The organism is Staphylococcus sp. GDY8P119P, assembly GCF_017892075.1.
GTDB lineage: Bacteria > Bacillota > Bacilli > Staphylococcales > Staphylococcaceae > Staphylococcus > Staphylococcus ureilyticus.
This window is the reverse complement of the sequence record NZ_JAESKJ010000007.1, coordinates 91,679-106,895: the sequence shown is the minus strand read 5'-3', so window position 1 is coordinate 106,895 and position 15,217 is coordinate 91,679. Positions and strand designations below refer to the sequence as shown.

Here is a 15,217-nt window from a genome sequence, read left to right as displayed (position 1 = left end):
TAGTTAAAAGTAAGGAGTCAAATAAATAATGAAAACAAAAGAACGAATATGGTCGAAGGACTATACTATGATGTTGTGTGTCAATTTTTTACTAATGTCAATTTTTTATTTATTGATAGTTACCATGGCATCATTTGCTGCAGAAAAATTTAATGCTTCAGCATCAATTGCTGGTTTAGTTTCAGGTATTTATATTATAGGAACTGTGGGTGGTAGATTATTAACAGGTAATATCATCAATAAAGTAGGCTCGAAAAAAATATTAATTATCGGTTTAATCGCATTTGTGCTGACTACGTTATTGTATTTTGTAAGTTTAAATATCGGATTATTACTATTTAGTAGATTTGTAAATGGTTTTGCGGTGGGTATTGCAGCAAACGCTGTAGGAACAATCGTTGCACAAATTACACCCAATTCACGTAAAAGTGAGGGCATTGGTTACTTTAGTATGAGCTTATCAATTGCTACAGCCATCGGTCCCTTTTTAGGATTAATTTTAAATCAAAATTTCTCCTATTCTGTAATCTTCATTTTATGTTTTATTTTAGCTGTTATTTCCCTTTTAATTGCAAGTATGACGTCTATCCCGAATCAAAAAAATTCAGAGCCAGAATCAACTAAATTAAATAAATGGCATATTTCAAATTTTATTGATTTAAAAACGCTACCTATTGGTATTTTAATTTTACTGTTTGCTTTAGGCTATAGTAGTTTGATTTCTTTTCTAAGTTTCTTTGCAGAGCAACGAGATATTGTAAGCTATGCAAGTGTATTTTTCATTGTGTATTCAATCGTTGTTCTGATAACTAGACCAATTACAGGAAAAGCAATGGACTATAAAAGTGCAAATATCATTGTATACCCATGCATTATTTTATATTTTATCGGTATGGTTTTACTTGGATTTTCAGCATCAGGATATCTTTTATTAATTGCTGCGGTATTTATTGGCTTAGGTTATGGTAATTTATTTTCAGCACATCAAACGATTGCTGTTAAAGTTGCAGAGCCTCAAAATATAGGTTTAGCAATCTCAACATTCTTTATTTTCTTTGATTTAGGCCTCGGATTTGGTCCTTATTTCTTAGGATTAATCGTGCCATTTTTAAATTATGCAGGTTTATATATTGCATTGGGCATATTGATGTTATTGTTAATCATTCCATACTATTTATTTTATGGACGCTATGATTATAAATACTTTTAGTCAAACATTTTTAAAGTATAACTTTTTTGTTAATTGAATTACTATTTATAAAAAGCAACGTACAATAAGACATTGTACGTTGCTTTTTAATTCGTTTTTACTATAATAGAAATTTTTCACTTATAATTTTCTGAAGGTTAGCATGTTAGATTAGGCTTTGTTTTATGGATTAAAGTTAGCGTTCTTTTCGTATGCTTTTACGTCTGAATAGGATGAATATAACACCAAAAATTGCTGCGACTGCGCCTAATAATGGATTTGCTTTATCTTGTAATTGTCCAGTATTTGGTAGTTGATTTTTATCAGAATAATCGGTACTTTTTTTAGTCACATCTGTTTCTAAAGTGGGATACATAAATTTAGATGTTACGTGATTATTTGAGTTATAAACCATATTTGAAATAGAATTGTAGTTCGAATTATGGAATTTTTCCGGATTACCTATTAAATCACTGTTGTTGAAAGTGGCTAAGCCTTTTGTATTATTGGAAATGTTTGAGTTATTCATTAATTCAGATCTATCTGTATTATTTAAATAATCTAGGTTACCTGGGTTATCCGAATTGTTTAGGTTATCCAGATTGCTAGGATTGTCCAGATTATCTGAGTTGTCTGGGTTGTGAGTATTTTCCGGATTATTCGGGTTAATAGGGTTATCCGGGTTGCTAGGGTTCTCCGGGTTACTAGGATTCTCCGGGTTGCTAGGGTTCTCCGGGTTGCTAGGGTTCTCCGGGTTGCTAGGATTCTCCGGGTTGCTAGGATTCTCCGGATTGCTAGGGTTCTCCGGGTTGTTAGGATTCTCCGGGTTGCTAGGATTATCTGGGTTACTAGGATTATCCGGGATTTCGCAGACTTCGTTTATATACTCAATTTGCTTCGGACTTAGGTTACTTTTTAGATAATCTAATTGCGCATTATTAATTTCATCTTCGGTAAAACCTTGCGTTCGCATGTTTTCTTTTTTTAATTCTAACTGTCTTTGGAGGTCATCTTCGTTCCACGTTCCACCTACATTTGCACTTGTAGAAAGTAATCCATTACTCAAATTTTGCGGTGTATCAAATTGTTTAGTAAACATTATGCCATAAGCACTATTGGCTTCGATGTTACCAAAATTGACAATTGCTACATTACCATTAAATGTTACGCTTACCGGAGTTAGTATATGTTGATACTTACTCATACCGTTAGTTGAAACTGCAGGGTAATATCGATTTACTACCCAGTTTGATACGTCTGTTGTGGTTACATTTTCATATGGTAGTGTAACTCTCATCTCGGCGTTGTCTATTGCATAATCAGTAGCGAAAACGGCTCTCCAATACTGTGTTTTAGTAGCTTCATTTGGACCATCTTGCCAATGTTGAATTTCTAAATTACCAGGACCATAATTTTCTGTATCTACCGCATTTGGATGATTATTTGGATTTTTAACTTTTTCTTGGTATCCATTATTCGAATAGTCATCTAAATTTGTATCCATGATACTTTTTGCATTTAAATCAACATTATTTGTATATGACGTAGTTACTTCGTCCGCAGTACAATTTTTACCTGTTTTGACACCATTTTGAACAGTTTGAGTACGTTGTGGTATATAGCCGTTTTGTTCTTGGAAATATGTTAAATTGCCATCTTTATCAGCATCTTTATTTATATCTGACGTAGTTTCAACTGTCTTTGAAGTCGTTTCTTGGGTAGGATATTGATTTTCAGCATAAGAAGTTGGCGTATTGTTTGTTACTTCGGGTTGATTTACATCGGATGTATTTTCATTAGTGTTTAGTGTTGTGACTTCTTCTGTCGTATTTGTAGATTCAGTCATATCATTCGTACTTGCTGAGGACTCTGATTCTGTTATTTCTGTTTTATTATCATTTTGATTAGTTGATTCATTAGGTTTAGTGGTTATCTTATTGTTATCCTCGACGAATGTTTGATGAGCTGTTTGTGTTGAATCTAGTTCGCTAGCATTTGCTTCATTGTGCATACCTACCATTAAAAATGTACCCAGTAATATGGATCCAGTACCAATTTTAAACTTTCTTAAAGAAAATCGTTGAAAACTACCATTTTTCATAAAATCATTCCCATCCCAATTTATAAAATTACATCATTCTTTACTATTTATACAGTACAATCTATTATAAAGCAATATAATTTTGCAAAGTTTATTAAAAAATACAAAAGTTGTTAAACGTCTAAATATTAAAGACTGCTATAATGTTATTTTTTATTAAGAATGACAGATAAAGTAATCAATCATTAAAGATTTTTTATAATTTATATTTACACAAAATAAAGCAGGATAGTGAATATCTATCCTGCTTTTAGACTTCATATTGAAATAAAAGTGTCACTTTATGTTAAAGCAAGTTGTCCGAAACCGTAAAGGGTTTAGATAACTATTAAAGTATGATAACTTTTGTAATGGGAAAAGCAATTTCTTAATAAATCACTACTATTTGATGTATTGTAACACAACCGTATAACGAGCTAAGAATGGAGGAAATACAATATGAATCAATTGAAGCAATTTTTTATGAAGTTGATTGAACCACTTACACAGGTAGAATTTTATCAATCACTCTTAGTCAATATATTAATTATCGCGGCATATATTTTGATGGGTATTATAGTGATTGCCATTGCGAAGAAATTAGTGACGAAATTCTTCAAAGCGAATGCAAAGAAAAAAACACATTATAAAATTAAGCGAAGTGAGACATTATCTACACTAGTTCAAAATTTAGTTAGCTATGTTGTATGGTTTATCGTGCTCACCTCAATATTGTCACGCTTTGGGATAAGTGTATCGGCGATTTTAGCCGGTGCCGGTGTAGTCGGTCTAGCGGTCGGCTTCGGTGCACAAACAATTGTCAAAGATATTATCACTGGTTTCTTTATTATATTTGAAGGACAATTTGATGTGAGTGATTATGTGCAAATTAATGCTTCTGGTGTAACGATTGCGGAAGGTACAGTTAAAACGATTGGTTTAAGATCCACACGTATACAATCAGATACAGGTGAAATATATACTTTACCCAATGGAACAATAAGTGAAATCGTCAATTATTCTGCAACAGATGTATCACCACTTGTGATGATACCCGTTTCGCCATCAGAGGATTATGAAATGATTGAGAAAAAATTATTAGACTTTTTACCAACATTAAAAGATAAATATGATATGTTTGTCGCAGCACCTGATTTATTAGGATTAGACAGCATCGATGGCAATCAAATGATTATTAAATTATTAGCTCATGTGAAGCCAGGCATGCATTTTCCGGGTCAAAGATTGTTGCGTAAAGAAGTTTTACATTACTTTAATGAAGAAGGTATTTCTACACCAAAACCAACGCTGGCAAAATTTGAAGAACCAGAAGTTGAATAATAATGTAATTATAAATAAAGAAGCGTATCTACATGTTAATCGTGCATGTAGGTACGCTTTTTATTTTTTAAACTATGCGAGCACACTAATTTATTTGGAATTTTACGATATCGCAAACAGTTCATTAATGACTGAGACCATATCATCGTGAATTACTAAATTTGCATCACTATCATAAGGTGTAGGGTCTCTGTTAATAATAACTAAGTTTTGACCCTCAAAGTTTGAAATAAGACCGGCGGCAGGCTGAACGACCAGTGAAGAACCTAAAACAACGAGCGTGTCAGCAGATTTGATTTTATGCAAGGCGTCAAAGATCGTGTCTTGGTTTAGCATTTCTCCATAAAGTACGATATCCGGTCTGATGGGACTGCCACAAGTTTCACAATAACGTAAGTTGTGGTGAATCACGTATTGTTTAGAATATTTTTGGTCGCAGTTAATACAATAAAATCGGTTTAGTGTACCATGTAGTTCATCTGTGTGTGAACTCCCAGCATCTGAATGTAGACCGTCAATGTTTTGAGTAATGACACCAAGGGATTGTTGATGCTTTTCAAGTTGTGCAATCCACTGATGAACGATATTTGGTTTTTTATCAGCAAACAGTAAATAATCATGACAAAAATTAATAAAGCCTTCAGGGTCATTTTGGAAATAGGTTTCACTTAATAAATACTCAGGTGAGTAACCATTTTTTGAAATTTCTTCATATAAACCGCCAATAGAACGAAAGTCAGGAATACCACTTGCGACAGATATACCTGCTCCTGTAAAAAATGTAATGCTATTAGAAGTATCGATGATATTTTTTAATGATTCAATATTATGATTCATAAGATCACTCCATTAAAATATTTAGCACTTATTGTAATTTTGAAATTTCAATATTACATTCAAACCAATTTTAAAATGAAGTATTGATTTTAGCAAATTTAGGATTATGAATATATCTAACTAGCAACGGTTATTATTTTTCGATATATCTCTTGACGAGTAACGATATATCGTTTAATATTTCGATATATCGAAATGGAAGGATGATAATAAATGTTTAATAGATCATTTCACAATAGAAGACATATCATGATGCAACACGGAGAAGGTGGATTTGGACAAGGGTTTGAAAAGATGTTTGCAGCCGCACGCGGCAGGGACCGCTTTTTTAAAAAAGGAAATTTGCAATATAGCATTTTACGATTATTGTTAACCGAACCCAAACACGGTTATCAAATTATTAAAGATCTTGAGGCACAATTTAAAGGATTTTATTCGCCAAGTCCAGGCAGTGTTTATCCTATTCTTCAAATGTTAGAAGATCGTGGATTTGTTTCTGTATCAAAAGAAGGAAAGAAAAAAATCTATACAGTAACAAAAGAAGGTAAGGCATTTTTAGAGGACAATATTGATAATGATGAATTTACAAAACGTATGGAACAATTCAAAAATATGGATATTGACAAGATGAAAAAATCACGTGATGAGTTACAAGCACTTTTCCAATCATTTATGTTAGCAGGACAAAGTGCAATGAAAAATGAAGAGAAATATGAGCAGTTTCAACAATTAATCAAAGAAACTGAAACAAAGCTAATGAATTTTATTGAAGAAAAATAAAAATAATGAAAAAGGTGTAAAAATGAAAAAAGAAAATTTAAATCATATTGCGATTATTGGTGGGGGGCCAGGAGGCTTAATGTTAGGATTACTTCTACAACAACAAGGCTTACCATTTACAATCTATGAACGTGGTTACCCTAATATGCATGCTGACCGAGGTGGTTCATTAGATATTCATGAAGACAGTGGTCAGTTACCATTGAAAGAAGCTAATATTTTTGAAGATTTTCTAATGCATGCGCGCTTTGAAGGAGAGGATACACGAATTGTGCGTAAAGATGGCACGATTTTGTTCGACGAAGACGCAGGAAAAGAAGGTAGTAGACCCGAAATTGATAGAGGTAAGTTATGCGATATCATCATTGCGCAAATTAACCCTACAAATATTAAATATGGTTATAAATACGAAAAGTTAATACAACATGATAATAGGGAAATTGAACTCGTTTTTGAAAATGGGAAGACAGTGATGACAGGATTAGTAATAGGGGCAGATGGAGCCTTTTCTAAAATTCGCCCGTATTTAACAGATGCTAAACCAACGTACACTGGTATATCTATGATAGAAATGAACTCGAATGAAAAAGAACATCCAGACCTTTTGGCATTTAATAAAAATGGAAAGGTTATGGGACTAGGAGGAGATCAAGCGATACTAGGACAACGTAATGGCGATGGTCGTATTATGGCCTATGTAAGTCTTAAGACAACATATGAAATGCTAGATGAATATCGTGCTTTATCACTAGAAAAATTAAAAGAAAGACTATTAGTTGAATTTAGTGATTGGGGTACAGAATTAAAAAAATATATTGCATATAGTTATGATGATATTAAATTTCGTCGTATCTATCAGTTGCCAATTGGTTTGAAATGGATAACACAGCCTAATATCACACTTATTGGTGACGCTGCACACTTAATGAGTCCGTTTGCAGGAGAAGGTGTCAATATGGCATTATATGATGCATATTTGTTAGCACAATCATTCAAAAATAAAGAAAATGTTATTGATATATTGAAGGCTTATGAAAAGAAAATGTTTGAAGTTTCAGAAGTTCATGCTCAAGCGTCTCAAGATAATTTAGAGCTAATGTTTTCAAACGATGGCGCAGAAAAGATGGCAAACTTCTTTATAGATATGGAAGCACAACTCAGTGAATCATAAATTATTCATATCATATATTTAACTTAATATCAGTTGCGTAATATCAAAGGTTTATCTCTAAATCAAAATGGAGGTAAACCTTTAAACATACATAGATCTAAATTCAGCTTGTGAAAAGCAATATTTCCAAAAGTATCATTTTACAAACAAAATATAATTTGACACACGAAATAATGTTTTGTAAATTGTAGCTAAGGTGAAACAATATTTAAAAAGGGGTGATAGTCATTCGTAATATTTTAATATTATTGGAATCATCATTAGCGACATTGAATCCCTCGGAATATAGAGTGGCACAGTATATCATCGATTATCCGCATAGAACGATCAACAGTTCAATACAACATTTAGCAGACCTAACAAATGTCAGTGAAGCGACGATTGTTAGGTTATCTAAAAAAATAAAATGTAAGGGCTTTCAAGATTTAAAGATGGAAATTGCTATGGCGTTAAATAGACATAATGAAATTGAAGATGATTATGAAGAACTCAATATTACTGATTCCAATGAAAGCGTGATTAACAGTATTTCTCAAAGTAATGCTAAAGCGATAAGGAATACAGCTCAAATTTTATCACCAGTAGCGTTAGAAAAAGCGGCTTTAATGATACATCAGGCTAGGAAAATTTGTGTGTTTGGTATTGGTGCTTCAGCAATTATTGCAGAAGATTTAAAGCAAAAGCTCACACGCATTGATAAGTGGTGTGAGGTTGGCAAGAGCTATGATGAGCAAGCGACATTGAGTGCCAATGTGACAAAAAATGATGTTATTATTGCTATTTCTAACACTGGCCAAACAGAAGATATTTTGCAGTCATTAGCGTTAGCGCATAAAGCGGGGGCTCAAATTATTTCCATAACTAAATATAGCAATAATGATGTGGCAGACTTAGCCAATATTAACTTATTTTATAGCTCTTCAGAAAAGCCAGTGAGAAGTGCAGCAATGAGTTCACGTATAGCTATGCTCAATGTCATAGATATTTTATTTGTATCATTAGCCAGTAGAGATTATGAACGACATACGAAATTATTAGAGCGTACACGGCAAGCAGTTAAAGTTAAAAAAAGAAAATATTGAAAGGGTGTTGTTTTATGAAAGTAATAATGGTTTGTTCAGGTGGCATGTCTAGTTCTATGATTGTTGATGCTGTGAAGAAAGAGGCGGCAAAAGAAAATTTTGATTTGGAAATCGTAGCAGTTGGTACCGAAGCATTTGAAAATGAAATTGGTGACTATGACTTAGGTTTAGTAGCACCTCAAGTGAGACATCGATTAGATAAATTTAAAAAAGTCGGTGAAGCAGTTAATAAACCTGTAGATGTCATAGATCCAATGGGCTATACACCGATTGGCGCACCTAAAATTTTAAAGCAAATAAAAGCGTATGTATAAGTACTAAATTAAATAAGTAAACAGAGGGTGTATGTTATGCAGAAATTTTTGAAATGGATTGAAAAGGTATTAATGCCACCCATGGCCAAAGCTTCTGAGCAACGACATTTAACTTCTATTCGTGATGGTATTATTGCAACACTACCACTTATCATAGTTGGATCGTTCTTTACTTTATTTGCGTCTCCTCCCATACCAGCTTTAGAAAAATTAGTAGAACCGCATGCTGAGAAGATAATGATCGCTAATAGAATGACGTTGGGACTGATGGCAGTTTACGCTGCATTTTCAATGGGATATAGTTTAGCAAAATCATATAAAATGGATGGCCAAGCAGGTGGATTACTTTCACTAGCAACATTTTTAATGATGACGTTACCGCTCAACTTAGATGATAAATTACCTAAAAGCGATGCTGTGGGTTATGTGTTGCCTATGGCAGATTTAGGTGGTTCTGGTTTATTTGTAGCAATCATTTCAATGATATTTGCTGTTGAGATGATGAGACTCGTAGTGAAGTCAGGGTTTACGATTAAAATGCCGGATCAAGTTCCGGGATCTGTTGCACGTTCGTTTGAATCTTTGGTACCTGCAATTGTCATTATCGTTATTTCTTGGTTTGTAAGAGTGATATTAAACATAGATTTAAATGCCATTATTAATAAAATCTTTGAACCTTTAGGTAATTTTGCTGGTGATAGTTTATTAGGTGCTTTGATTCCTGTGTTTTTCATTGTACTTTTATGGTCAGCAGGTATACATGGTGTGGCAGTAATGGGGGCAGTCTTCCAACCTATTTGGTTTTCATTATTAGATCAAAACATAGATGCTAAGGCTGCTGGGGAACCATTACCACATATTATTGTCGAACCATTTTTCCAGTGGTTTGTATGGATAGGCGGTGCAGGAGCGACACTGAGTTTGTGTATATTGATGATATTCTCAAAATCTGAATATTTGAAGAAAGTAGGACGTTTTTCCATTATACCGAGCATATTTAATATCAATGAACCACTTATATTTGGTGCGCCGTTAGTTATGAATCCGATTCTTGCGTTACCGTTTATAGGGATTCCACTTATTTTAACGACGATTACTTATTTTGTATTTAAGTTAGGTTTGATAGCTAAAATCACGATACTTGCGCCATGGACATTACCGGGGCCTTTAGGGGCATTATTTGCAACGAATGGTGACTGGAGAGCACTGGTGTTAGTCGTATTTAATCTTTTAGTTGCAGTAATCATATATTATCCGTTCTTTAAAATGTACGAGCGTAAAATGTTAGAGCAAGAACAAGGCACTACGAATGATGATTATACCGACGATTAATTGAGATGGGGAGATTTGATGAGTGAACAAAACGAACAAATTATTTTTGAAATTATTTCACATGGTGGTAATGCAAAAAGTTTAGAATATGAAGCTTTGGATGCGGCTACCGCATTTAATTTTGAACAAGCGAATGAACTGATGGCAGAGTCGAAGCAAGAAATGAGTAAAGCACATAATATACAAACAGAATTAATACAGTCTGAAATAAATGGTGACAAAGTACAAACATCTTTATTGATGATACATGCACAAGACCATTTAATGACAGCGATTAGTGAGAAAAATTTAATTGAAAAAATGATTGAGTTATATCAAAAATTAGAAGAGAAGTGTTAATATGATGCGATTGATTTATTTAATAGTATTATTTTTACTCATATTTTGCTTTTATAAAATAGCCCATTTTATAGTCAATAAATTTCATTTTAATAGATGGTTATTACTGATAGGTATACCATTTATCGTCGTTGTCCCTGTAGTTATATTTGAAAATATTAATTTGTTTGGATGGGGAATAATATTACTTTTATTAATATTTACGAGTATCCTCTTTTTTGAAAAATCTCGTGTATTGATTGAGCAACGTCAAATGCGTGGCATTATATATAAATCAAATAAGGAGTAAATATATATGCATAATTTAGGGATATCAGTTTATCCGACCCAATCAGATTTAGGAGAAATGTGTGACTATATTAAAATGAGTGCAAAATTCGGATTTAAGCGCATCTTCACAAATTTACTTTCGGTTAAAAGTGATGAAGAAGCGGTTTTTAATAAATTTAAGTCAGTGGTAAGCGTTGCTAAAGAGAATGATATGACAGTGATTGCGGATATTAACCATAAAGTTTTTGAAGCATTGAATTTAAAACGTGATGATTTGTCCTTTTTTAAAACACTAGGTGTATCAGGAGTACGTGTTGATGCAGGATTTTCAGCTCAAGAAATAGCGCAGCTGAGTTATAACAAACAGCATATGTATGTAGAGTTAAACATCAGTGTAAGTGATACGTTTATTGAAGATGTGTTAAGTTATCAACCTAATTTAGACAAACTTGTAGGTTGTCACAATTTTTATCCTCAAACCTATACTGGTTTATCATATCAACATTTTGTAAATACGAGTGAAGTTTATAAAAGAAATAATGTTCACACTGCAGCTTTTGTTACTTCACAAGAAGCAACAGTAGGGCCTTGGATAATTATGGAAGGCTTACCGACATTAGAAAGTCATAGGAATTTACCTATAACAGTACAAGTTAAGCATTTATTAATGACGAATTTAGTAGATGATTTTATTATTGGTAATGCATTTGCTTCTGAATCTGAGTTACAATCACTTTCAGAAATTAATTTAGCAATGCCTAGTTTTGATGTTTATTTAAATAACGATATTACTGGATTAGATGAAACTATTGTGAAAGAGGAATTTCATTTTAATCGGGGGGATATTTCAGATTATGTTATACGGTCAACGATGAGTCGCGTTCATTATAAGGATGAGCCATTCCCGCCAAATAACACAAAACAAATTAAAAAAGGTGATATTGTGATTTGTAATGAACAATATGGTCACTACAAAGGGGAGCTGCAAATCGCATTACAAGATATGGAAAATCATGGTTATAAAAATGTTATCGGACATGTAAAAAAAGAAGAACATTTCTTATTAAATTTATTAAAACCTTGGCAGTCTTTTGAATTAAAAGTGATATCATAATCTTTGTTTTATAGTGCGTGACTGCTTGGTTATTTAAGTATAAGTGGAAAGATTATAAAAAATAAATTGATTATGCAGTAATCGATAAGTGTGAAAAGTAGTTGTTTCTCACAAAAAGCATGACATGCACTTACGAAAAGAGACTAAGCAATAGAAAAATTTTGAATTGAAACCCAATCAGTGAGACTAGAATAAAGGCACTTTCGTTAAATTCATTATAAATGAATCGTACGGAGGTGTTTTTCTATGTACAGCGTTTTTTATCCAATTCACAAATTATTCTGTCGTTGAAATTACATCAAAAGCCGTAATTATCATAAAACTTTTAGGTGGTTCTATGTAATTGGTTATTGTTGTAAATATCGCAATTAATAGCAACCAATATACGATTTATTATCATATCTATATATTGTTATAAGTCTATTTCTTTTAGTAATGTTGGTTATTTGTTTAACATTGATATTGAATATATATTAAGTTTAAATATTTAAGGAGGAAAAATTATGAGAGCTTGGCAATTAGAAGGTTTTGGATTGGAACACTTAAAAATGGTTGACGTTCCAACGCCTGAAGTTGGCAATAACCAAGTTTTAATTGAAGTTAAAGCCATTTCTTTAAACTATAGAGATCGTGCCATTATTGAGGGAAATTATGCACCAGATATATTAACATTTCCTTTTATTCCTACTTCAGATTTTTCAGGGAAAGTAGTGCAGGTAGGTAAAGAGGTTACGCAATTTAAAGTGAACGATAAAGTGATTTCGAGACTTTATGCTAAGTCATCTAAAGGCACTTTAAATTCAAGTGATGACAAACTTACATTAGGAGGTCCATTGGATGGTGGCCTTGCCGAGTACGTTGTTTTAGACGAAGATGATGTTGTATTATTACCTGGAAATTTATCTTATGAAACAGCAGCGACGTTACCTGTAGCTGCCTTCACTGCGTGGCTATCTTTAGTTCATTATGGAGCTTTAAAATCAAATGAAACAGTATTAATACAAGGCACTGGAGACGTTTCGCTATTTGGTATTCAGATTGCAGCCAGTATAGGGGCAAATATTATAGCAACAAGTAGTAGTAATGATAAATTAAGTAAGCTGGATTCATACGGAGTGACACATGCTATAAACTACGCTACCCATCCAGATTGGGAGAATAAAGTGTTAGAAATAACAAATCATATGGGTGTAGATCATATTTTGGAAGTTGTAGGTGGAAGTAACGTTCAAAAATCTATATCATTACTAGCTAAGAAAGGAAAAATATATTTTATAGGTTTTCTAGAAAGTGCTATAGCAGAAATTAATTTTATGCAGTTAGCGGAAAAACAAGCTCAAACTTTTGGTATTAATACAAACCATCACGATTTATATAACAAAATGATAGAAGATATAAACCATTTAAATCTTAACCCTGTTATTGATTCAGCTTTTGATTTTAATAATGTAGTTGGTGCATATCAACATTTATATGAAAATACTTTTGGAAAAGTAGTGATTAAAATATAACATGGAAGGAATAATTTTATTATCTTAAGATTCAATTTGTTTAATGTAAGTGAAAGTTATGCGCAATTACACCTCATCTATTTTTATTAATATAAACAGTATTAAAAATGTTCAAAAAATATATCGAAAGAGACTCCTTTTAAAGGGGTCTCTTAATCGTTTCAAAATGTGTTTCAAATAACAATTATTTTTAACATATTATTAAAAACTGCATTTTATAAGACTGTCCAAGTGCTTATTTAGGGGAGGCTATAAAAAGATGGTACATTTATTCTTTTTCAAAAAGTTGACGCCATTCATTTTGAATTTTTCCGATTGAAAAACAATTTTCTGTCTTTTCTCTTGCTTTTTGGCTCATACTTTCTAATTTGTTTGGGTTACTATATAAATATAGTATTTTTTTTGAAAGATCGTCTATATCGCCCATTTTAACAAGCAACCCATTTTCATTGTTATTTATTATTTCATCAGGGCCGTACTTAAAGTTATATGAAATTACAGGTGTTCCGCAAGACATGCTTTCTAAAATCCCTAACGAGAAGCCCTCTCTTTTAGAAGTTGTTAATGAAAACAAAGAATTCTTATAAACTTCTATTGGGTTATTAGTATATCCTTGAAATAAAATATTTTTTTCCAATTTATAAGTAGCGACTAATTTTTTTAAATTCTCTAATTCTTTTCCATTTCCATAAATCTCTAATGTAAGTTTTGGCACCTTATTTTTAATTAACTTGATAGCTTCTATTATATGGTTAATTTGTTTTAATCCAACTAACCTAGAAATTACTACTATTTTGTCCCTATTCAATTTATTATGTAACTCTAATAATGGAAAAGTTTTTATTCCATGAGGGATAACTTTAACCTTTTCAAAATGACCAAAGCGATTAACTATATCTTCTTTCTGCTGTTTTGTTAATACTATTAATGAATCTATATGTTTAATATTTTCTATTGAGTATTTTACTGTCTTATCTAAATTCCCATTAGTGTCTAAATGATTAGAATGTAATCTAATGTATTTATTTATTCCTTTTCCTTTCGTATTAACTAAGATTTCATCTGTATTTCGTGCGTCAGAAATAATGACAGAGTCTTCATTATTTCTGACAATTTGTTCTACAAAATAAGACTTTAATTGTCTATCACTTCTAAAAGAGTGAACTATTTGCCCTTTTTTTATTAAATCAACTTTAGTAGCTAACCCGTTTTCAGGATTTACTGTTTTACGTAAATAACAGCTACCAATACTATTATAAAAAGTCATTTGTCTAGGTCTATTTAAATTATAATCCATATATGATATTTTACCTATGTATCCCTCAGGAGCATAAAATTCTACTTTACTTCGATAATTTGCATTATTGAAGTAATCTATTTTTTTAATAGATTCATCATTTCTGTAAGATATATTTTTTTTATATAACCCATTTTCATATATTTTAACAATGTCTTTACTGTCATTTTTTTCAATTATCGAATCATCATTTATTAGATTTTTATATGACTTGAATTTTGGGTCTATCTGATCTTCATTTCTAAAATAATCGTACATATTTATTATTTCAACTTTTTTGTTTACCTCGTATACATCATAAATATCTTCTATAATATTCTTATAATCGGAATTATAATTAAATGTCAGTATACAAGTTTCGTAACCTAATTCACTAAACATGCTAGCTTGTTGTAAATTAGCCTTAGTAAGTCCTCCTCGATTTAGTTCTAAAGAATTAATCAATAAGTATATTTTTTTCAAATTCACACCTCTTTTTTAATAACATCATATATAATTTCTTTTATTTTGTCCGTGTTAAAGTATCAACTATTATTTATATATAGTTTCTTTTATTATTA

General features: G+C 31.8%; 14 protein-coding genes. 11 read left to right on the top strand and 3 right to left on the bottom strand.

The genetic code is table 11. The annotated features are described in order from the left end of the window. The first annotated feature begins 28 nt into the window (after positions 1-28). A complete protein-coding gene (locus KA830_RS10030) occupies positions 29-1,210 on the top strand; it encodes an MFS transporter (protein WP_204179831.1) in 1,182 nt (393 codons plus the stop codon). Between the two features lie 175 nt (positions 1,211-1,385). Here the strand turns inward: KA830_RS10030 and KA830_RS13820 are convergent, their stop codons facing one another. Then, complete coding sequence (locus KA830_RS13820) at positions 1,386-3,290, bottom strand: LPXTG cell wall anchor domain-containing protein (protein WP_210134228.1); 1,905 nt, start codon at positions 3,288-3,290, stop codon at positions 1,386-1,388. A gap of 438 nt (positions 3,291-3,728) precedes the next feature. Between KA830_RS13820 and KA830_RS10020 the strand changes: the two genes are divergently transcribed. Further along, positions 3,729-4,610 carry a mechanosensitive ion channel family protein gene (locus tag KA830_RS10020; RefSeq protein ID WP_046206882.1) on the top strand — a complete coding sequence of 294 codons (882 nt, stop codon included), beginning with the start codon at positions 3,729-3,731 and terminating at the stop codon, positions 4,608-4,610. A 102-nt stretch (positions 4,611-4,712) separates the two neighbouring features. Here the strand turns inward: KA830_RS10020 and KA830_RS10015 are convergent, their stop codons facing one another. Continuing rightward, positions 4,713-5,447: an NAD-dependent protein deacylase gene (locus tag KA830_RS10015; protein WP_046206883.1), complete on the bottom strand. Its 735-nt coding sequence runs from the start codon at positions 5,445-5,447 to the stop codon at positions 4,713-4,715. 213 nt (positions 5,448-5,660) lie between these two features. Between KA830_RS10015 and KA830_RS10010 the strand changes: the two genes are divergently transcribed. The 9 genes from KA830_RS10010 (at position 5,661) to KA830_RS09970 (ending at position 13,360) form a co-directional block, all read left to right on the top strand. After that, positions 5,661-6,227, top strand: a complete 567-nt coding sequence (locus KA830_RS10010) for a PadR family transcriptional regulator (RefSeq protein WP_052722081.1) — start codon at positions 5,661-5,663, stop codon at positions 6,225-6,227. Between the two features lie 22 nt (positions 6,228-6,249). Then, on the top strand, positions 6,250-7,398 hold the full coding sequence (locus tag KA830_RS10005; protein WP_204179879.1) for an FAD-dependent oxidoreductase: 1,149 nt from the start codon (positions 6,250-6,252) through the stop codon (positions 7,396-7,398). A 218-nt stretch (positions 7,399-7,616) separates the two neighbouring features. Further along, positions 7,617-8,480 carry a MurR/RpiR family transcriptional regulator gene (locus KA830_RS13865; protein ID WP_343283702.1) on the top strand — a complete coding sequence of 288 codons (864 nt, stop codon included), beginning with the start codon at positions 7,617-7,619 and terminating at the stop codon, positions 8,478-8,480. Between the two features lie 14 nt (positions 8,481-8,494). Then, a complete protein-coding gene (locus KA830_RS09995) occupies positions 8,495-8,794 on the top strand; it encodes a PTS sugar transporter subunit IIB (protein ID WP_204179827.1) in 300 nt (99 codons plus the stop codon). Positions 8,795-8,830: 36 nt separating this feature from the next. Next, the gene (locus tag KA830_RS09990) at positions 8,831-10,126 is read left to right on the top strand and encodes a PTS sugar transporter subunit IIC (RefSeq protein ID WP_204179826.1); all 1,296 of its coding nucleotides are present in this window, start codon (positions 8,831-8,833) and stop codon (positions 10,124-10,126) included. Positions 10,127-10,144: 18 nt separating this feature from the next. Then, positions 10,145-10,465: a PTS lactose/cellobiose transporter subunit IIA gene (locus tag KA830_RS09985; protein WP_210134220.1), complete on the top strand. Its 321-nt coding sequence runs from the start codon at positions 10,145-10,147 to the stop codon at positions 10,463-10,465. Between the two features lies 1 nt (position 10,466). Further along, positions 10,467-10,754, top strand: a complete 288-nt coding sequence (locus KA830_RS09980; protein ID WP_080937846.1) for a hypothetical protein — start codon at positions 10,467-10,469, stop codon at positions 10,752-10,754. 6 nt (positions 10,755-10,760) lie between these two features. After that, positions 10,761-11,849, top strand: a complete 1,089-nt coding sequence (locus tag KA830_RS09975; protein ID WP_204179825.1) for a DUF871 domain-containing protein — start codon at positions 10,761-10,763, stop codon at positions 11,847-11,849. A gap of 503 nt (positions 11,850-12,352) precedes the next feature. Next, positions 12,353-13,360 carry a zinc-dependent alcohol dehydrogenase family protein gene (locus KA830_RS09970; RefSeq protein WP_204179824.1) on the top strand — a complete coding sequence of 336 codons (1,008 nt, stop codon included), beginning with the start codon at positions 12,353-12,355 and terminating at the stop codon, positions 13,358-13,360. A gap of 268 nt (positions 13,361-13,628) precedes the next feature. On the opposite strand, the gene KA830_RS09965 is transcribed toward KA830_RS09970, so the two are convergent. Then, positions 13,629-15,119 (bottom strand): glycosyltransferase, encoded by a 1,491-nt coding sequence (locus KA830_RS09965; protein WP_210134218.1) that lies wholly within the window; start codon positions 15,117-15,119, stop codon positions 13,629-13,631. Between the last annotated feature and the right edge of the window lie 98 nt (positions 15,120-15,217).

What these genes read in the sequence shown, in the direction of transcription:
- KA830_RS10030 (WP_204179831.1), top strand. Translation starts at nt 29, where the DNA reads ATGAAAACAAAAGAACGAATATGGTCGAAGGACTATACTATGATGTTG.
- KA830_RS13820 (WP_210134228.1), bottom strand. Translation starts at nt 3,290, where the DNA reads ATGAAAAATGGTAGTTTTCAACGATTTTCTTTAAGAAAGTTTAAAATT.
- KA830_RS10020 (WP_046206882.1), top strand. Translation starts at nt 3,729, where the DNA reads ATGAATCAATTGAAGCAATTTTTTATGAAGTTGATTGAACCACTTACA.
- KA830_RS10015 (WP_046206883.1), bottom strand. Translation starts at nt 5,447, where the DNA reads ATGAATCATAATATTGAATCATTAAAAAATATCATCGATACTTCTAAT.
- KA830_RS10010 (WP_052722081.1), top strand. Translation starts at nt 5,661, where the DNA reads ATGTTTAATAGATCATTTCACAATAGAAGACATATCATGATGCAACAC.
- KA830_RS10005 (WP_204179879.1), top strand. Translation starts at nt 6,250, where the DNA reads ATGAAAAAAGAAAATTTAAATCATATTGCGATTATTGGTGGGGGGCCA.
- KA830_RS09995 (WP_204179827.1), top strand. Translation starts at nt 8,495, where the DNA reads ATGAAAGTAATAATGGTTTGTTCAGGTGGCATGTCTAGTTCTATGATT.
- KA830_RS09990 (WP_204179826.1), top strand. Translation starts at nt 8,831, where the DNA reads ATGCAGAAATTTTTGAAATGGATTGAAAAGGTATTAATGCCACCCATG.
- KA830_RS09985 (WP_210134220.1), top strand. Translation starts at nt 10,145, where the DNA reads ATGAGTGAACAAAACGAACAAATTATTTTTGAAATTATTTCACATGGT.
- KA830_RS09980 (WP_080937846.1), top strand. Translation starts at nt 10,467, where the DNA reads ATGATGCGATTGATTTATTTAATAGTATTATTTTTACTCATATTTTGC.
- KA830_RS09975 (WP_204179825.1), top strand. Translation starts at nt 10,761, where the DNA reads ATGCATAATTTAGGGATATCAGTTTATCCGACCCAATCAGATTTAGGA.
- KA830_RS09970 (WP_204179824.1), top strand. Translation starts at nt 12,353, where the DNA reads ATGAGAGCTTGGCAATTAGAAGGTTTTGGATTGGAACACTTAAAAATG.